General features: G+C 64.5%; 15 protein-coding genes. 9 read left to right on the forward strand and 6 right to left on the reverse strand.

Features of this window, described 5'->3' with window-relative positions; genetic code table 11:
• Positions 1–126 precede the first annotated feature (126 nt).
• The 5 genes from aldA (at position 127) to ACMAUO_RS13345 (ending at position 8,700) form a co-directional block, all read left to right on the forward strand.
• Positions 127–1,608: an aldehyde dehydrogenase gene (gene aldA / locus ACMAUO_RS13325; protein ID WP_420357469.1), complete on the forward strand. Its 1,482-nt coding sequence runs from the start codon at positions 127–129 to the stop codon at positions 1,606–1,608.
• A 52-nt stretch (positions 1,609–1,660) separates the two neighbouring features.
• A complete protein-coding gene (locus tag ACMAUO_RS13330; protein ID WP_420357470.1) occupies positions 1,661–3,847 on the forward strand; it encodes a PQQ-dependent dehydrogenase, methanol/ethanol family in 2,187 nt (728 codons plus the stop codon).
• Between the two features lie 200 nt (positions 3,848–4,047).
• Positions 4,048–4,935 carry a transporter gene (locus tag ACMAUO_RS13335; RefSeq protein WP_420357471.1) on the forward strand — a complete coding sequence of 296 codons (888 nt, stop codon included), beginning with the start codon at positions 4,048–4,050 and terminating at the stop codon, positions 4,933–4,935.
• 201 nt (positions 4,936–5,136) lie between these two features.
• On the forward strand, positions 5,137–7,044 hold the full coding sequence (locus tag ACMAUO_RS13340; protein WP_420357472.1) for a tetratricopeptide repeat-containing sulfotransferase family protein: 1,908 nt from the start codon (positions 5,137–5,139) through the stop codon (positions 7,042–7,044).
• Between the two features lie 6 nt (positions 7,045–7,050).
• The gene (locus tag ACMAUO_RS13345) at positions 7,051–8,700 is read left to right on the forward strand and encodes a glycoside hydrolase family 44 protein (RefSeq protein WP_420357473.1); all 1,650 of its coding nucleotides are present in this window, start codon (positions 7,051–7,053) and stop codon (positions 8,698–8,700) included.
• 15 nt (positions 8,701–8,715) lie between these two features.
• Here ACMAUO_RS13345 and ACMAUO_RS13350 read toward each other — a convergent pair whose 3' ends face one another.
• Complete coding sequence (locus ACMAUO_RS13350) at positions 8,716–9,426, reverse strand: NUDIX domain-containing protein (RefSeq protein WP_420357474.1); 711 nt, start codon at positions 9,424–9,426, stop codon at positions 8,716–8,718.
• Between the two features lie 137 nt (positions 9,427–9,563).
• Positions 9,564–9,881 (reverse strand): hypothetical protein, encoded by a 318-nt coding sequence (locus ACMAUO_RS13355; protein ID WP_420357475.1) that lies wholly within the window; start codon positions 9,879–9,881, stop codon positions 9,564–9,566.
• Between the two features lie 216 nt (positions 9,882–10,097).
• Here ACMAUO_RS13355 and ACMAUO_RS13360 point away from each other — a divergent pair, with 216 nt between their 5' ends.
• The 4 genes from ACMAUO_RS13360 (at position 10,098) to ACMAUO_RS13375 (ending at position 15,343) form a co-directional block, all read left to right on the forward strand.
• Positions 10,098–11,429: an MFS transporter gene (locus ACMAUO_RS13360; protein ID WP_420357476.1), complete on the forward strand. Its 1,332-nt coding sequence runs from the start codon at positions 10,098–10,100 to the stop codon at positions 11,427–11,429.
• 34 nt (positions 11,430–11,463) lie between these two features.
• Positions 11,464–13,173: an adenine deaminase gene (ade, locus tag ACMAUO_RS13365; protein ID WP_420357477.1), complete on the forward strand. Its 1,710-nt coding sequence runs from the start codon at positions 11,464–11,466 to the stop codon at positions 13,171–13,173.
• Positions 13,174–13,435: 262 nt separating this feature from the next.
• On the forward strand, positions 13,436–14,647 hold the full coding sequence (locus ACMAUO_RS13370) for an MFS transporter (RefSeq protein WP_420357478.1): 1,212 nt from the start codon (positions 13,436–13,438) through the stop codon (positions 14,645–14,647).
• A 180-nt stretch (positions 14,648–14,827) separates the two neighbouring features.
• Positions 14,828–15,343, forward strand: coding sequence for a DUF1697 domain-containing protein (locus ACMAUO_RS13375; RefSeq protein WP_420357479.1), 516 nt, complete (start codon positions 14,828–14,830; stop codon positions 15,341–15,343).
• A gap of 185 nt (positions 15,344–15,528) precedes the next feature.
• Here the strand turns inward: ACMAUO_RS13375 and ACMAUO_RS13380 are convergent, their stop codons facing one another.
• The 4 genes from ACMAUO_RS13380 to ACMAUO_RS13395 all read right to left on the reverse strand — a co-directional run bounded on the left by ACMAUO_RS13380 (position 15,529) and on the right by ACMAUO_RS13395 (position 19,633).
• Positions 15,529–16,749, reverse strand: a complete 1,221-nt coding sequence (locus ACMAUO_RS13380; RefSeq protein WP_420357480.1) for an MFS transporter — start codon at positions 16,747–16,749, stop codon at positions 15,529–15,531.
• A 27-nt stretch (positions 16,750–16,776) separates the two neighbouring features.
• A complete protein-coding gene (locus tag ACMAUO_RS13385) occupies positions 16,777–17,172 on the reverse strand; it encodes a GlcG/HbpS family heme-binding protein (RefSeq protein ID WP_420357481.1) in 396 nt (131 codons plus the stop codon).
• Between the two features lie 148 nt (positions 17,173–17,320).
• On the reverse strand, positions 17,321–18,013 hold the full coding sequence (locus tag ACMAUO_RS13390) for an IclR family transcriptional regulator (RefSeq protein ID WP_420357482.1): 693 nt from the start codon (positions 18,011–18,013) through the stop codon (positions 17,321–17,323).
• Positions 18,014–18,040: 27 nt separating this feature from the next.
• Positions 18,041–19,633, reverse strand: coding sequence for an APC family permease (locus ACMAUO_RS13395; protein ID WP_420357483.1), 1,593 nt, complete (start codon positions 19,631–19,633; stop codon positions 18,041–18,043).
• Between the last annotated feature and the right edge of the window lie 93 nt (positions 19,634–19,726).

Raw genomic sequence — 19,726 nt, forward strand, 5'->3', positions numbered from 1 at the left:
ATAAAGTGGCTCGCGGCTGAGCCACTTCGGCCGAAGAAGCACTTTCGCCATCCTGACATCCTCCAAAAATCCGGCAAATGCTAAGCGGCAGCACGACGCGACGGAGCGCGGCTGGAGGAACCAAGGATGCCCAACAATCAACGAACGTCGAACGACGTCACCTCCCTCTCTCCCCGGCACTACCTGAATTATATCGGAGGCACATTCCAAGACCATGCGACGGACACGCTGGAAGTCCACAATCCGGCAAATGGAGACCTGCTGGGCTATGTTCCCAATAGCGACGCGGCGACGGTAGACGAAGCCGTTGCCGCCGCCATCGCGGCACAGCCATCATGGGAGAAACTGCCGGCAATCCAGCGGGCCGGCTATCTGCGCCAGATTTCAGCCGGCATTCGCAGACGCCGAGATCATCTGGCCGCAATCATCGTCGAAGAACAGGGCAAGATCCGCAGCCTTGCGGAAACCGAGGTGGCGTTCGCCGCCGACTATTTCGACTACATGGCCGAATGGGCACGCCGCCTGGAAGGCGAAGTGCTGACAAGCGACCGCGTGGCGGAAACGATCCTGCTGATGCGCAAGCCTCTGGGCACCGTGGCTGGTATCCTGCCCTGGAATTTCCCGTTCTTCATGATCGCGCGAAAGGTCGGGCCGGCCCTGGTGACCGGCAATACGATCGTGCTCAAGCCGAGCGAGGAAACGCCGATCAATGCGCATGAATTCGCGGCCCTGGTGGCCGAAACCGATCTGCCGCCAGGCGTCTTCAACCTGGTCAGCGGAACAGGAGCCGTCTGCGGACACAGCCTGACGTCCAACGCCGGCGTCAATATGGTGACATTTACAGGCAGTGTCGCAACCGGTGTAAAGATCATGGAAACGGCGGCGTGCAACCTGACGCGCGTCAATCTGGAGCTTGGCGGCAAGGCCCCGGCCATCGTGCTGGCCGATGCCGACCTCGATCTGGCGGCACGCGCCATCCATGCCTCCCGCATCATCAATACGGGGCAGGTCTGCAACTGTGCCGAACGCGTCTATGTCGATCGGGCGGTATATGAACCCCTTCTCGCCCGTCTGAAAAATCTCTTCGCCAACACGCGCTATGGCGATCCGTCGCGGGAATCCGGGCTCGACATGGGGCCACTGATCAATCGCGCGGCCGTCACACGCATCGCCGGCATCGTGGAAAATGCCCGGCACGCAGGGGCCGAGATCGTCGTGGGCGGAAAGGCCTGCGACACGAAGCCGGGCTTTCACTACCAGCCCACGCTGCTGGCAAACGTAACATCGGATATGGAGGTGATGCGGCGCGAGACCTTCGGCCCTGTCCTCCCCGTCATGGCTGTCTCAGGCCTCGATGAGGCGATCGCCCTGTCGAACGATTCCGAATACGGACTAACCTCCTCGATCTATTCCAGCAATATCAACGCGGTTCTGAAAGCATGCCGCGAACTCAAATTCGGCGAAACCTACGTCAATCGCGAAAATTTCGAAGCGATGCAGGGTTTCCACGCCGGCCGCAGAAAGTCGGGTATCGGCGGCGCGGACGGCAAGCACGGTCTGTACGAGTTCATGGAAACACACGTCGTGTACCTCCAGGGAACACCATAAGACAAACAACCCCAAAGAAATCCATTAGAACAAGAATAAAACGGATTCAGATATGACCATCATCGTTTCACCGACTGCCGCATGCCGGCACGCCGCACCTCGCGGCTGGCCGCGTCTCGCCTTCACCTGCGCCGCCTCACTGGCCATGCTGTGCGGATCGCCCCCCCTGCTCCATGCCGCCGCGATCCCTGCCGACGTCGATGGCACGCGGATCGTCAATGCCGACAAGGAAGCCGGCAACTGGATGTCCACCGGACGCACCTATGACGAGCAGCGCTTCAGCCCCCTGAAGGAGATCAACGACGGCAACGTCAAGAATCTCGGTCTCGCCTGGCAGTACAAGCTGGACTACAACCGGGGCGTCGAGGCAACGCCAATCGTCGTCGACGGGGTGATGTACACCACGGGTTCCTTCGCCCTCGTCTATGCCCTGGACGGCGCGACAGGCAAACTGCTGTGGAAATTTGACCCGCATGAGGACATGACCCGCGCGGGTGAATTCTGCTGCGACGCCGTCAATCGCGGCGTGGCCGTCTGGAAAGGCCGTGTCTATGTCGGCACGAATGACGGGCGCCTGATCGCGATCGACGCCAGGACCGGGCAATCCGTGTGGCAGGCCGACACGATCGCCGACCACTCCCGCTCCTATGCCATCAGTGGCGCGCCACGCATCGTCCATGGCAAGGTCATCATCGGCAATGGTGGAGCGGAATTCGGCGTGCGCGGCTATATCACCGCCTATGACGCCGAGACCGGACAGCAGGCATGGCGGTTCTATACCGTGCCCGGAGATCCGGCCAGGCCACAGGAAACGCCGGAACTCCAGATGGCGGTCAAGACCTGGACCGGCGATGCCTGGTTCAAGCAGGGCGGCGGCGGCACGGCCTGGGATTCAATGGCCTACGATCCCGAACTGAACCTGCTCTATATCGGCACCGGCAACGCCTCGATGTGGAATTACGCGCTGCGTTCCCAGGCCAAGGGCGACAATCTCTTCCTCTCCTCGATCGTCGCCATCAACCCCGATACCGGGAAATATGTCTGGCATTACCAGACGACACCGGGCGATGCGTGGGACATGACGGCAACTCAGCACATGATCCTCGCCGATCTGCCCATCGACGGCGTCGATCGCAAGGTCATCATGCAGGCGCCGAAAAACGGCTTTTTCTATGTGCTGGATCGCGCCACCGGAAAGCTGATTTCCGCCGAGAAATACGCACCGGTCAACTGGGCGTCGAAGATCGACCTCAAGACCGGACGCCCCGTCTTCACCGGCGAGGCCAGCTACTGGCTGAAAAAGGGCAAGGTGCTGGTCCGCCCGGGCTTCTGGGGCGGCCACGACTGGCAGCCCATGTCCTACAACCCACAGACGGGGCTGGTCTATATCCCCAAACATGTCTTCGCGGTGACGTACGAGAACACACCCGATTACCAGTACATCTCCAACAAGAAGCATTTCTACCAGCTTGGCGTCGCGGCGGCCGACATGAAGGACGACCCGGCCGACATGGAAAAATGGGCCCGAAGCTGGACCGGCGCGCTGCTGGCCTGGGACCCGGTCAAACAGAAGAAGGTCTGGGAAGTCCCTTACAAGACCATCTATAACGGCGGCACGCTCTCGACCGCCGGCAATCTCGTCTTCGAAGGCACGGCGGACGGACTGGTCGTAGCCTATCGCGCGACGAACGGCGACAAGCTGTGGGAATCGCCGGCCCAGTCGGGCGTCATCGCCGCACCCGTGACCTATGAGGCCAATGGAGCGCAATACGTCACCTTCATGGTGGGCTGGGGCGGCGCATTCCCCACCTTTGCGGGCGCGGCATCACTGGATGCCGGCGTACGCCCATGGGCACAGGTGCTGACATACAGGCTGGGCGGCGACGCAAAGCTGGCCGAGGCCCATTTCGCCCCCTTGCCCACCCCCGAACCGCCGGCCCAGACAGCAAGCGCCGAGCAGATCACGCAGGGCAAGGCCGAATTCAATGGCCATTGCTCGCAATGCCACGGCATCAATGCCGTGTCCGGCGGCGTGGTGCCGGACCTGCGCAGGCTCTCGTCCGGGCAGCACCAGATGTTCGCCTCCATCGTGAAAGGCGCATTCCAGCAACTGGGCATGCCCTCCTATGACGGCGTGCTGACCGACGAACAGATCAGCCTGATCCACGACTACCTGATCAAGCGCGCCTACGACCTGAAGGCGGAAACGCCCGAGGCCAGTACCCCCGCCACGAACTGACCCGCAAGGGCCACGGAACGCGGAGCGCGATGCTCCACGTTCCGACCAGGGGCAATACGCCACCTCGTTCGACACCACATCCCGCAGTGCATGGCGCCGGCCCAGACGGCCGGCGCCTCAAGGGCGGCCCGTACCGTCCCTCGCCCTCCGGGCCGTGATACCGCTACCCGGCGTTTCGACGCCGTTCGGGGGCTTTCATCATGCGCACGATACGCAATCTGAAAAAAACCATCTCCGCAGGCGCCATTTGCCTGCTCGCCCTGGGATATGTCCGTTCCGGACACGCATCCGACATCACCTTCGCAGTCATCGGACCCCACGAATACGACCTGCCGGTCAATTTCGATCCGTTCAACGTCCTCGTCCAGTACGGCGATGGAAACGCCGCCGGCCACAGCTATGACAGTTCCGGCGCGCGCGTTCCAACCGGTGGGAGCCACACCTGGACCGGCCTGACGAAATATGTTCATTTCCGCAGCTTCGAAGCCATCCCGAATGTCGGATTCGCCTTCGAACTGATCCAGGCATCGAGCTACGTTCTCGCCAATGGGCAGAGTTATGGCGGCCTCGGCACCACCATCCCGGGCTTCGCGGCCTGGTTCAAGCCCAACGCCCACAGCACATTCGGCTTCCAGACCTTCATGGAGTCACCAAGCGCGACCCGCGACGCACTGGCATCCCATAACTGGACGAACATCACGAGCTTCCTGTTCGACTATGAATGGAAACATTTCAGCTTTGACGGCGACCTCGGCGCGACAGTCGCCGCGACATCCACACATCTGCGCCAGCAGCACAGCTACACGGCCGGCCAATCCTTCTTCAGCAACCTGCGCTTCGGATGGAAAGCCTCGGCATTGATGGAGCCCTTCTTCGCCTTCGACTGGCAGAATACAGGAGGACTCTACGACAACACGTTCAACCAATATGTACAGAACTCGAACGCGCGCGAGGTAGCTCTTGGAACAGGCATCATGTTCAACCTGAGCAAGAAGAGTTCACTGACCTTCCGCTACGCGCATTCCGTCGAAGGACGAAACCTCCCCGAAACCAACGCCTATTACATAAAATTCGTCTATCTGTGGTAGCTGGCGGGCGTGGACAGAACGCCTGCTCCGATTGACAGGAATGCCAGCCTAAACAACTATCCTGGCAAGATGCAGGAAGCCGACGAGAATATCCTCAATATCCAGCCTGGCCAGGAGAATGGCGCGTTTGGTCGCCTGCGGCCAGATGCGCTCCCTGCTGCCGTTCCCATCGGAACAGGCATACCGGCACCAGAAGCGGAAATGGCAGAGGCGGTCGAAAATGCCATCCAGTACGCCACCACCTGCCTCACCCAGGTGCCGGATCATCCCGAAGCCCTGCTGCTTATGGGCACGATCCGCACATGGCGGAAGCAGTTCGCACAGGCGATCCCCTTCCTCCAGCGCGCCACGATAGTGCTGCCCGACAATGCAGATGCCTTCAACACGCTCGGCCTGGCGCTGCATGAATCCGGAAGAATCGACGAAGCGATCTACAGCTTCCGCAAGGCGATCGACCTGCGCCCCGCGTTCCCCAGCGCGCTGGCACGCCTCAAGCAGGCCCTGTCGGCGCGCGGCCACGGCAGGGATAATATCGAACAATACCGCGCAGTCCTGGCCATCGAAGCCAGCATGGAAACCATCGCCCGCCACCGCGCCGCCCTGGCCTCCGATCCGCAGGATATGTCCGCCCTTACCGGCCTGGCCCATGCGCTACGGGCAGCCGGCCGGCACGAAGAAGCCGCCGAGCAGTTCCGCACGGCATTGGCCCACACGCCCGCCTGTCCAGACGCGGCGCGCAATCTGGTTCAGGTCCTGGTCGAGCTTGATCGTCTCGACGAGGCGATCGCCTGCTATCGATCCGTTCTGGAGCAGGACCCGAGCCTGCATGCCATCCACGCCGGAACAGGAACGCTGCTGCGAAAAGCCGGGCGCCATGCCGAGGCTGTCCACCATCTGCAACAGGCCTGCACCTTGCGGCCGGACGACGCGCCGATCCACGCCGTTCTGGCCCAGCTCCTCCAGGAACTGGGACAAATCGACGCGGCGATCGACCACCGGCGTCAGGCCATCGCCCTGGCACCGGAGGAGCCGAACCACTATCTCGCCCTCGCGCGCCTGACGAAACTGGCGCCCGACGATCCCGCGCTGGCGGCCATGCGCGCACTTGCCGAACGCGAAGAAACACTTGATGACCGCGGCAGGATGAATCTTCATTTCGCCCTGGGCAAGGCGCTGGCCGATCTCGGCCGGAATCAGGAATCATTCGACCACCTGCTGAAAGCGAATGCACTCCGTCGCCGCCTCGTACCCTATGACGAAAAGCCGGTCGCCCGGGCGGCAAAGGCAGTGCGCGATCATTTTACGGCCGAAGCCATGGCGGCAACTGCCGGGACGGGCCACCCCTCTCCACGCCCGATCTTCATCGTCGGCATGCCCCGATCGGGGTCGACACTGGTCGAGCAGATCCTGGCAAGCCATCCGGAAATCTACGGCGCCGGCGAAGTCAGCACGCTGACCGACACCCTTCAGGATGCCGCCAGACGCTTTCCTGCCTGGAAGATAGGTACCCCTCTGGGCTGCCTGACCGAGCCGGACCGGCACGCCATCGCCGAAGACTATCTCCAGCGATTGGACAGGCTGGCGCACGACTGGACGGACGACCATCCGCCGGCACGCATCTCGAACAAGATGCTGGATAATTTTTTCCATATCGGAATCATTCGGCAATTATGGCCCAATGCGCGGATCATCCACACCTGCCGCGATCCGATCGACACCTGCATGTCCTGTTTCTCGATTTCCTTCGACAATCTCGATTTTACGTTCGATCTGGGCGAACTCGGCCGTTATCATCGTCAATATCAGGAGCAGATGGCCCATTGGCGGCAGGTCCTGCCCCCAGATGCGATCCTGGACGTCCAATACGAAGACATCATCGAGGATTTCGAAGCCAATGCGCGACGCATCATCGCCTATTGCGGCCTGCCATGGAACGATGCCTGCCTGCGCTTTCACGAAACCCGGCGTGTGGTCAGGACATCAAGCGTCGCCCAGGTCCGCAAACCGCTCTATCGCACCGCCGTGGGGCGCTGGCGCCCCGACGACGAAACATTGCAGCCCCTGCTCGAAGGCCTTGGAACCGTCATTGCAAAGACCGGCCACGGTTAAGTCGCCATGATGATCGATAAACCGATGCGTAAGGCGGCCATTGCCCTGGCGACCGCCTGCGCTCTCCAAATTACGCAGGCCTGCGCCGCCACACCGCTCGCCGTCGAGATCACCGTCGACGCGGCGGCGGACCGCCATCCGATCAGCCCGTTGATCTACGGCGTCGATTTCGGTTCCGCCACTGTCCTGCACGATCTTCGCGCACCGGTCACCCGTGCCGGTGGCAACAATTCCAGTACGTACAACTGGCGGCTCGATGCCCGCAATGCCGGTGCCGACTGGTTTTACGAAAGCCTGCCATGTCCACCAGATGACGCAACCCTCCAATTCGGGCCACGCTTCATCGCCACGGCCAGGAAAGGCGGCGCCATACCCATGGTGACGATTCCGATGATCGGCTGGACGACGAAACTCGGCCCGAACCGTACGCGCCTCGCCAGCTTTTCCATCGCGAAATACGGGCCGCAGCAGGCGCACGACGCCCAATGGTTTCCCGACGCGGGAAATGGCCGGGCCCCCGACGGCACGCCCATCCTCCACGCCGACCCGAACGATGCCCAAACCCCCGATAGCCCGGCCAACGAACACGCCCGCGTGCGGCAACTGGCGCGCCGTTTCCGCGCCCGCGACATCCGCTATTATCTTCTCGATAGCGAACCGAGCCTCTGGCACAGCATCCATTACGACGTCCATCCCGTCGGCGCCCACGCAGAGGAAATCGCGGACAAGGGCATTCTCTATTCCAAGGCGATAAAAAGCGCCGATCCACATGGGCTGGTCGTAGGGCCCGAGGAATGGGGCTGGACGGGCTATCAATATAGCGGCTTCGACCAGCAATACCGCACGCAGCACGGTCTGGCACATGCACCCGATCGGGAGAACCAGACACACGGCCTGGATTATGTTCCATGGCTGCTGACGCAATGGAAAGCCGCCGGCCATCCGATCGATGTTTTCAGCCTGCATTTCTACCCGCAAGGCGGCGAATTTTCGGATTCCGATTCCCCGACCGTCGCACTCGCCCGCAACCGTTCGACCCGCGACCTATGGGATCAGCACTACAAGGACCCGACCTGGATCAATAGCGTGGTCGCCCTGATTCCGCTGATGCGGCAGTGGGTCGACCAGTACTATTACCCCGGCACCCCCATTGCGCTCACGGAGTATAGCTGGGGCGGGGAAAAGCTGATGAACGGCGCCACGACCGAGGCCGATCTCCTGGGCATCTTCGGCCGGGAAAAGCTCGATATCGCCATGCGCTGGACGGCTCCCGAAGCGGGAACGCCCGTCTACAAGGCTATGAAACTCTATCGCAATTACAACGACCGGGGCGATGGATTCGGGGAGACGAGCATCCAGGCCACAGCACCCGATGCCGATCAGGTTTCCGCCTTCGCCGCCTTGCGCACTAGGGACGGCGCGGCGACGGTGATGGTCATCAACAAGCAGCTCGACACCATGGCCGACGTCTCGTTGTCGCTGGCCCATCTGTCCGACAACGGCAAGGTGGAAACCTGGCAACTGGCGGATAACAGGATCGTCCACCTGGCGAATTCCCGCTACACGAACGCCCGGCTGCATGCTTCCCTGCCCCGCCAGAGCGTCACCCTGTTCCTCCTTCATCCCACCGGAAAGAGAATGCCCCGCAGGCAGTGACCTGCCTCCATGGGGCTATGGCACCAACCCCTGGACAGACTGCCCGGCCCGATAGAGGTGATAGGACAGCAGGGTCTTGGCATCCGTGCGGCCGATGCGCGGAATATCATCCAGTTCGACCACATGCAGCCGGATCGATTCATGCTCGGCCGCGTTCCCGGTCCGCCGCCCGTCCAGGGCCCGCATCGCCGCCTCGCCGATATCCAGATCCACGGCATAAAGGGTAATCGCCTCGTCACAGCCGCCCGGCGACGGCCACACCGTCGTCAGTTCCACCAGCCGATCGGCGGGCACGGCCAGGTCGGGGCCGACTTCCTCGGCCAGTTCGCGCAAGGCGGTGCTGACCAGATTGCCGCCATCCACCATCCCGGCCGGCAGCGCCAGCAGGTCGGGACAGGCCGCCGGCAGACGCGGCTCGCAGGTCAGGATGGTTCGCGGCGCGTGACCGGGGCAATGCAGCACAACCAGGACCGAGACCGAATCCCCACGCAACAGCGCGGCGCCGGGCACCTTCCGCCCCTCATGCCACGCATCGGCCTCGACAAGGATGAACCCCACCCGCGCCCCGAAAAAGACGACATCCCGCACCACGACACCGCGCAGGTCGAAGCGCGCCGCCGCCTGCTCCAGCCAGCGGCGGAAATGCGCCGCCGCCCGCACGTCGGCGCGCCGGTCCTCCGGCACGCTGGCCGAGAATGCAATCGGAATGTGATCGACCGGCACCATGCGGCTCCCTCCTCCGGAACGGGTCGCAACATTACGTGCGCCAACCTGCCGGAATCCGATCCGTCCGACCATCTTCCCCGACATCGCCCACAGGATTGTCCCCATTTCTGTGGATAAATCCAGAGGCCGGACCGAGGCTATTCGCACTCTCCGCGATGTTCCACTTCGCGCCACAGATGAACGTAACGCTGCGTATCGAACCGTGGTCTGATGAACATGCGCCGCACCGCGCCGAGACCCGTGGAGGTGAAATAGGCACGCGGCGGCCCTTCGTCTGCCGCGACCCGCAACAGACCGCGTGCGACCAGGTCGCGGATCGAGGCCGGAATGCGCGGCTGGCCCGCCAAGGGCCCGCTTTTCCATGTCGGCAGGATGATGCCCGCCGAAAGCGAGGGATTGCTGCCGGAATAGGTCCCGAAAGACCAGCGGATGAACCGTTCCTCGGAACGGGTCATGCCTGTATCAACCATTGTGAAGACCCACATTCTTGTTTTTTTTGCGTCCGCACGGGCCACTTTTTTTAGGAGGCCGTCCCTAGTTTCAAGGTCTTCATGGCCGGAATGCAAGACATTCTTTGCCGTATCACGCGCATGTCCGTCTCTTGACAAAGTGTTACGGACACGGCCCGTGTCAGACAGACCAAATCACCTTCCACCGAACCAAGCCCCCCGATGCCCCTCTCCCCAGCCCCGTCCCACACTGCCAGCCTGACATGGAAAGACCTGCGCACGCTGATGCTTGCCGCACTGGGCGGCGCGCTGGAATTCTATGATTTCGTCATCTTCGCCTATTTCGCGAAGATCATCTCCCAGCACTTCTTCCCCGCCACCCAGCCCGACTGGCTGCGCCAGACCGAGACTTTCGGCCTGTTCGGCGCCGGCTATCTGGCGCGGCCGCTGGGCGGGGTGATCATGGCGCATTTCGGCGACCTGCACGGGCGCAAGAAGATGTTCGCCTTCAGCGTGCTGCTGATGGCGGCCCCCACCCTGCTGATCGGCCTGCTGCCCGGTTTCGACACGCTGGGGATCGGCGCGCCGCTGGTGCTGCTGGTGCTGCGCATGGCCCAGGGGGCCGCCATGGGCGGCGAGGCGCCGGGCGGCTGGGTCTTCGTCGTCGAACATGCCAGCCCCCGGCATACCGGCCTGGCCTGCGGCCTGCTCACCGGCGGCCTCACGGCGGGCATGCTGATCGGCTCTCTGGTCGCGCTGGGCCTGAATGCGGCCCTGCCGCCCGCCGCGATCACCGATTGGGGCTGGCGGCTGCCATTCATCCTGGGCGGCATATTCGGGCTGGTCGCCATGCGCCTGCGCCGCTGGCTGCACGAAACCCCGGTCTTCGCCGAAATGCAGGCCAACGACATGCTGGCACGGCAGGCTCCGCTGCTCACCGTGCTGCGCGCCAGCCGCCGCGCGATCATCCTCTCGGTGATCGGCACCTGGACGCTCACCGCCGCGATCGTCGTCCTGCTGCTGATGATGCCGGCGCTGCTGCAAAGCCTGCACGGCTTTTCCCCCGCCAGCACCATGCGCGCCAGCCTGATCGCCACGCTGAGCATCACCCTCGCCTCCGTGGCGATCGGGGCCGCAACCGACCGCTGGGGCCTGCGCGGCACGATCCCACCAGTGATCGCATTGCTCATCGCCGGGGCATGGGGGCTGTACGCGGTGGCTCCGGCCCATCCCTCATGGTTCATGGCCCTCGCCGCCCTGGCCGGCATCGGCGCCGGCTATGTCAGCCTGGTGCCGATCGCGATGGTGCGGGCCTTCCCCCCGGCGATCCGTTTTTCCGGCCTGTCCTTCTCCTACAACCTGTCCTACGCGGTCTTCGGCGGCCTGACACCGGCCTGCGTCTCGGCACTGGTCGGGCACAATCCCACCGCGCCGGCCCTGTATGTCATCGTCATGGCCCTGATAGGCGGCATCGCCCTGTGGGCCATGCCCGACATCACGACCGCGCGCGCGCCCTTGCCTCCCCGTGCCGGCCAGGACACCACACGGATATAATGGACGCCACCGCCTGTCCGTGTTTAAGAACAACATGGCAAGCATCTCTCCCGACCTGATCGCCCGCCGCATTCGCCAGGGCAGCGGCGCTGAAGCACCGGATCTGGTCGTCCGCGACGTCCGGCTGTTCGATCTGGTAACCGGCGCGCTGATCGAGACCGATATCGCCATCTGCGGCGACACCATCGTCGGCACGCTGGACCGGTACGACGGCCCCAACGTCATCGACGGACGCGGCCGCATCGTCGTTCCCGGCTTCATCGACACCCATCTGCATGTCGAATCCTCGCTGGTCACGCCGTTCGAATTCGAGCGCTGCGTGCTGCCCCACGGCGTCACCACCGCCATCTGCGACCCGCATGAAATGGCGAACGTCCTGGGCGTCCCGGCCCTGCGCTATTTCCTCGACGCCGCGACCCGCATGGTCATGGACCTGCGCGTCAATCTGTCGAGCTGCGTGCCCTCCTCGCCGGTCGAAACCTCCGGCGCCGTCCTGATGGCGGACGATCTGACGCCGCTGATGAACCACCCCAAGGTCATCGGCCTCGCGGAATTCATGAACATGCCCGGCGTGCTGTCCGGCGCGCCCGACTGCATGGACAAGCTGGCCGCCTTCGCGGGCCGCCATATCGACGGCCATGCCCCGCTGATGGGCGGCAAGAAGCTGAACGGCTACCTGTCAGGCGGCATCTCCACCGACCACGAGGCCACCCGCGCCGACGAGGCACTGGAGAAAATCCGCAAGGGCATGACGGTGCTGATCCGCGAAGGATCGGTCTGCAAGGACCTGGCGGCGCTCGCCCCGCTGCTGACGGTCGAGACCTCGCCCTTCCTGGCCTTCTGCACCGACGACCGCAACCCGCTGGAAATCGCGCATGAAGGCCATATCGACTTCCTGATCCGCAGCGCCATCGCGCGCGGCGTGCCGCCGCTGGCCGCCTATCGCGCCGCCAGCCTGACGGCGGCACGCGCCTTCGGGCTGACCGATCGCGGCATGCTGGCGCCGGGCAAACGCGCCGACATCGTCTTCCTGAACGATCTGGAACGCTGCACGGTCTCCGACGTGCTGGCCGGCGGCCGCCCCATCGGGCCGGCGCTGGACGAACGCCAGCCGATCCCGGCCCCCGGCCGCGACAGCATCATCCTCGACCGGCCGGTCACGGCGGAGGATTTCACGGTAACCGGCAGCGGCGCCGACCGTCCGGTCATGGGCATCGTCCCCGGCCAGATCATCACCACGTTCCTGACCGAAGACCTGCCCGAGACCGCAGGCCGCGTCCTGCCCGACATCGGCCGCGACATCGCCAAGGTCGCGGTGGTGGCGCGACACGGGCTGAACGGCAATATCGGCCGGGGCTTCGTGCAGGGCTTCGGGCTGCGCGGCGGGGCCCTGGCCTCGTCGGTCGGCCATGACGCGCATAATATCTGCGTCGTCGGCGTCGACGATTCGGACATGGCGACGGCGGTCAACCGGCTGGCCGAAACCGGCGGCGGCTTCGTCATCGTCGAGGACGGCACGGTCCGCGCCGAACTGAACCTGCCGATCGCCGGCCTGATGAGCGACGCACCGTTCGAGACCGTGCGCGCGCAACTGGAAATCCTGCGCGCCGCAACGCGGGAGATGGGCGTAACGCTGGAAGAACCCTTCCTGCAACTCGCCTTCCTGCCCCTGCCGGTGGTGCCGCACCTGAAGATCACCGATCACGGGCTGGTCGATGTCAGCCGGATGGCCATAATCGGCTGACCGCAGCACTCACCCCGCTCGCAATCGCGCGGCTCGCACGAAATTGAATCCCCCGGCAGCCGCGATGCCACAGCGAAGAGAGCGCCGCTCCAACAGCGCCCCACACGGGAAAAGACGCGGCCCAAACCTGTAGATCCCGTGCCGTAACGCCCTCGCCAACATCCCGCCCACGGCGCGGAAAAACGCGCACAGGGCTTGCCAGCAGCGGCATTTTTCAAACAGCCTCCGACGACCAGTTCTGAACCCTCGATCGGACGCCCCCATGCCCCTTGCTCCGGCGGATGCCGGCACATTCATCACCCGCGCCAGCCCGGCCTATCGGCGCGCCGGGCTCGCCCTGTTCCTGGCGGGCTTCGCGACCTTCTCGCTGCTCTATTGCGTGCAGCCGCTGCTGCCGGTCTTCTCCCGCCAGTTCGGCATCGGCGCGGCCAGCAGTTCGCTGTCGCTCTCCCTGTCCACCAGCGCCCTCGCCGTCGCCATCCTGCTCGCCGCCGCCCTGTCCGAGCGCCTCGGCCGGCGCGACATCATGGCTCTGTCCATGATGCTGTCGGCCGTGCTGAACATCGCCGCCGCCTGGGCACCGGTCTGGCCGGCCCTGCTGGCAGCCCGCATGGCCGAGGGCTTCGTGCTGGGCGGCGTGCCGGCCGTGGCAATGACCTATCTGGCCGAGGAGATCCACCCGCGCGAACTCGGCCTGGCAATGGGCCTGTATGTCGCCGGCACCGCATTCGGCGGCATGATCGGCCGCGTGGGCACGGGCATCCTGACCGATGCGTTCTCCTGGCGCGCCGCCATGACCATCATCGGCGTCGCCGGCCTGCTCGCCGCTCTCGGCTTCCTGGCATTGCTGCCGCCCTCGCGCAATTTCGTCCGCCGGCCGGGGCTGAACGCACGCCACCACCTCGCATCCTGGGCCCGCCATCTGCGGGACCCGGCACTGCCGGCGCTCTATGCCGTCGGCTTCACGGTGATGGGCAGCTTCGTCACCATCTTCAACTATGCCGGCTACCGGCTGATGGCCCCGCCCTACAATCTGGACCAGACCCGGCTGGGCCTGCTCTTTTCGGTCTATGTGTTCGGCATCGTCTCCTCGTCGGTCGCGGGCGCGCTGTCCGACCGCATGGGGCGCGGGCGCGTGCTCACGGCCGGCATCCTGATCATGGCAACCGGAATCATGCTGACCCTGCCGCATGCCCTGCCCTGCATCTTCCTCGGCATCGTGTTCCTGACGATCGGCTTCTTCACCGCCCACGCGGTGGCCAGCGGCTGGGTGGGGCGCCTCGCGCGCATCGACCGGGGGCATGCAACGTCGCTCTACCTGCTGGCCTATTATCTCGGCTCCAGCATCGCCGGCTCGATCGGCGGCTGGTGGTGGACGGGCCTGGGATGGAACGGGGTCGCCAGTTTCACGCTGCTGCTGCTGGCCGGCGCGCTGGCCGCAGCCGCATGGCTGCACCGGGTGGCCCGATCCTGAGAACCTGACCTGAAATGCGCGCTGGCGGCGATCCAGCGCGCGTTTCCTGTGCTTCGGTGCTCACGGCCATCAAGGCCGCTCCGCTCCGATGCTCAGAAACACACGCCGGGCGCAGCCCGTTCCGGGCCGCTCTCGCTCGCCAGCCCACATTTCAGGTCAGGCTATGAAGGGAGAGAACGAATGACAGCCTATGTCGCCCTGCTGCGCGCGGTGAATGTCGGCGGCACCGGAAAGCTGCCGATGACGCATCTGGCCGAACTCTGCGCGGCGGCCGGGTTCTCGCGCGTGCAAACCTATATCGCCAGCGGCAACGTCGTCTTCCACAGCGACGAAACCGAAGAACAGGTCCGCACGGCACTCGAAGACCGACTCCATGCCCATTGCGGCAAGCGCGTGGGCGTCATCGTCCGAACCGCATCCGAGATCGCCGCTGCAGTGGCCCGAAACCCGTTCCCCGACCGACCGGGCAACCGCGTCATGGCCCTGTTCGTCGACACTCCCCTGCCGGCCGACGCAATGGAAGGCGCCACCGGCGCGAAGGACGAACAGGTCCGCCTGGGCCAACGTGAATTATTCGTCTTCTATCCCGAAGGCATGGCGAAGACCCGCCTGCGCCTCCCCGGCGAAAAGACCGGGACCGCACGCAACATGAACACGGTCGCCAAACTGGCAGAGATGGCCGCCGCCTTGGGGTAAAGGGCGGCAGCCGGCCTCTCAGAGCCTGACCGAAAATGTGGGCTGGCGAGCGAGAGCGGACCGGAACGGGCCGCGCCCGGCGTGTGTTTCCGAGCGTCGGAGCGGAGCGGCCTTGCTGGCCGCCCGCCGCGAAGCACAGGAAACGCGCGTCGGATCGCCGCCAGCGCGCATTTTCGGTCAGGCTCTCAGGCAGACTGGGCGTTGCGCACTTTCAGGACAAGCAGCGCCAGCAGATAGACCAGCAGCCCGCCCACCGACATCAGGGCCCCACCCATGCCAAGCGCGTCATAACCGAAATGATGGGCCAGCAGCACACTGCCCAGCACCGCGCCGAGCGCATTCGCGATGTTGAACGCGGAATGATTGAGCGACGCTGCCAGGGTCTGCGCATTGCCGGCGAAATCCATCAATCGTGTCTGCAACGCCGGCCCAAGCGCATTGAAGAAGGTCGGCACGAGAAAGACATCGGCCATCAGCCCGATACGGCTATGCAGGACGAACGGCAGCACCAGCATGGTGACGATGCTGCCGACCAGCGCGATGAGCACAGCCGCGTTCAGGTTCCGATCGACGATCCACGCCCCGACATTCGCGCCCGCCAGCATGCCCGCGCCCCAGACCACCAGATAGACCATGACCATCCATTCCGGCACATGGGTCACGTTGTTCAGGATGCTGGTCAGGAAGGTATAGAGCGTGAACATGCCACCAAAACCGATGGCCGCCGTCAGCAGGGTCAGCAGCACCTGCGCATTGGCCAGCCCCTGCAATTCCCCCAGCGGCGTCACCGCCCGGTCGGGCTGGTCCGCCGGAATATACCGCCACACGCCAAGCAGGGTCACGGCGCCGGCCAGCCCGATCACGGCATAGGCAATCCGCCAGCCGAGATGATCGGCGGCAAAGGTCGAGAACGGCGCCCCGATCAGGGTGGCGATCGCAATGCCCGACAGAACCCGGCCAACCGCCCATCCCCGGCGCGACCGATCGACCATGGAAGCGCCGATCAGCGCCGAAATCCCGAACAGGGCCCCATGCGGCAAGCCGGCGATGAAGCGGGCACCATCGACCAGCGCCGGCGTCGGCATCATGACGCTCAGAAAATTCCCGCAGCAGAAAAAGACGAACAGCGCCAGCAGAAGCTCCCGGCGTGAAAGCCGCGCCCCCAGAATGGTAAAGAGCGGCGCCCCCACCACCACCCCCAGCGCATAGGCCGTAATGGCATAGCCGGCCTCGGCTTCCGATACATGAAGCGACGCGGCGAATTGGGGCAGCATCCCCATGATCGCAAACTCGCCGGTGCCCACGACGAATGTGCCGAATGTCAGCGTCAGGAAGGCCAGGGCCGTTCCATGCGGCGGCGGGATTCGGGCAATACCGTGCCCGTCCGGAATCATTTCTGTCGACATCGGATCAGTCCAGGATTCTGCGATAATTTACGAAAAGGCAGCCAGCGCCACGCGGCCGATGGCGATATCGTCTTCCGTCTTGGCACCGGAGACGCCAATCCCACCGATCACCACCCCGCCCTTGTCCCGTATGGCCAGCCCGCCGCCAAAGCTGGTCAGTCCGCCATTGGTCAGTTCCAGGGAATAGGCCCCGCCCCCGGGGCAGGCAACCTGGGCAAAATCCGCGCTATCCATATGAAACAGCGCGGCGGTCCTGGCCTTCTTGTTGCAGACGTCGATGCAGCCCAGCGGAAGGCCGTCCATGCGCAGGAAGACAACCGGGTACCCCGCCGCATCCACGATGGACACACACACGACGACGCCCTGCCGCTCCGCCTCCGCACGGGCTGCGGCGAGCATGTGGGTGGCAGATGAAAGCTGCATGAAAAACGACCTCTGATACTGTCAGGAAAACGTGCCGGCACTCTAATCGAGACAAGCGCACAGGGAATGGCCGGATCCCACAATTCCGAATTTGTTCAATATCGTTGAACTTCCACACCCACCAAACTGTGAGGCTCAATCCGGGTCGTCAGGCAACCAGCGTCATCATCGTCCAGCTCAGTTCGATCAGCCGCCCCCGGGGGAGCCTGTCGGCCGGCCCGGTAATGCTGATGCCCGCCTGCACCAGGCCGTTATCCCGCCACGGCACGGCCAGGCAGTTCCATCCGGCACGGGAGGCCTCAAGATCGAGCGCATATCCCCTGGCCCGCACCTGTTCGATCTGCGAGAGAAACGCGGCACTCAGGGTCCGGCCCTCCGACAGGGCCATCCTCTTCTCGACCCCGGGAAAAAACGCCAGAAACACCAAGCCCAGCGCCGATCCTTCCAGTTTGTCGCGCTGCCCGTATCCCGCGCCATCCAGCCGCCAGGCCGGCGTCTCGATCATGTCGAGATACGCCACTTCATCCCCGCTCGGCACGGCCAGCAGCACCGTCGCCTCGCAGGCCCGCGCAATCGCCTCCAGGACCGGCCGCAGCCGATCGCGCAGCATGGCGTCATTGCCCGCCATGCGCGCGATATTCAGGATCCGGCTTCCCAGATGATAGCGCATATCCCCCGGCACGCGCTGCACGTAGCCCAGGCGATCAAGCGTTTTCAAAATGTTATGAACGGTCGTCTTGCCGATCCGCATCTGCTCGTGAATCGTCCGCAGATGCGCGCGTCCCCCCTCCTGGGCAATGATTTCCAGGATCGCGGCCGCCCGCTCGACGGACTGGATCACGGCCGTCCCCACAGGGCCGGCGCTGGCTCAGTGCCCGATATCCGGCAATCCATCATCCTCTTCGTCCATCAACGACAGATCCGGCGCGGGCACGGCGCTGCGCACGCCCCACACGCAGAACAACAGCGAGACCACGGCCACCACGATCAGGTCCCAGCCATAGGGAATCCAGCCATGCCCGCCGAATTGCGGGCTCCCGGCATAGGACAAAGCCGCGATCGTCGGCAGATAGACCATGAACCAGACGGCATGCCGGGCCGCCGCGCGATGCTGCGCCCAGCTATCCTGCCGGCGGCACCACAGATAGAGCGGCAGAAGCAGCAGCATCAGCAGGATGATATATCCGCTCAGCGGCCAGCGCGCCCAGTACAGCAGCAGCGACGAGAACATGAAGGCCAGCGCCCCGGTCAAGCGCATCACCGGCACCCGCACCGGGCGCGGGCGATCCGCCAGCGTATGCCGCAGCGCCAGCGCCGAGATCGGCAGCATCAGGTACGAAATCACGGTACAGACCGAAATCACCGCCGCGAGAATGCCCCAGCCGCGAAAGCAGAACAGAAAGATATAGGCCGCGCCAAGATTGAACCACAGCGCCGCACGCGGCACCCCGTATTCCGGATGGATCGCCCCCAGCAGGTCGGGCAGCGTGCCGTTGCGCTGCATGCCCAGCGTCATCCGCGTGCTGGACGCCAGATGGGTCGCCCCCGCTCCGCTGGGCGCGAGAAAGGCATCGAAATACAGCAGCATCGCCACCCAGTTGAGGTTGAACGCGATAGCCAGTTGCGCGAAGGGCGAGGAAAAGGACAACGCCGCCCACCCTCCGGCACCCGGCCGCACCGCGCCCAGATAGGCGCATTGCAGCAGCAGATAGATCACGGTCGCCGTCGCCACCGACCCGATCACGGCAAACGGAATGCTCCGCCCCGGATTCCGCGCCTCGCCCGCCAGGTTCAGCGGGCTCTGAAACCCGTTGAACGCAAAGACGATGCCCGAGGTCGCCACCGCCGTCAGCACGCCTGACAGGCCATAGGGCATGAAGCCCCCCGTCTCCGCGCCGGTCAGGTTGCCGGCATGGAAACTGCTGGCCATCAGCAGCACCGCCGTCGTCGCCGGCACGATCAGCTTGAAGACCGTAATCGCGGAATTGAAGCGGGCAAAGAACCGCACGCCCCAGAAATTGAGCAGGAAATAGACCACCACCAGCACGGCGGCGGCGGCCAGCCCGCTCGGTGACAGCACGCCGTCATGATACATCCCCCGCGCCCACGGGAACGGCCAGGAACTCATATACTGCACCGAAGCCTCGGCCTCGACCGGCACGACGCTGACGATCGAAAGCCAGTTGGCCCCGGCGGCCATGAAGCCGACCAGCGGCCCATGGGTCAGGTTGGCATAGCGGACCATGCCCCCCGCCACCGGAAACATGCCACCCAGTTCGGTCGCCATCGCGGCAATGACCAGCGCGATGAACGCGCCCAGCAGCCAGGCCAGGATGGCGGCCGGCCCGGCGGTGGAGGCCGCCCGTTCGGCACCGAACAGCCACCCCGACCCGATCATGGCACTCAGCCCCGTAAACATCAGTTGCCAGGGTCCAAGGGCACGATTCAGGCGGGACGACACGTCGGGCAAACTCCGAAATAAAGGGACAGGCGAGCGAATCGCTTACGATCCGCCCAACCAACCTCGTTCCGCGCCCGGATGCAACAGGCCCCG

The organism is Gluconacetobacter brunescens (genome assembly GCF_048695475.1).
Lineage (GTDB): Bacteria > Pseudomonadota > Alphaproteobacteria > Acetobacterales > Acetobacteraceae > Gluconacetobacter.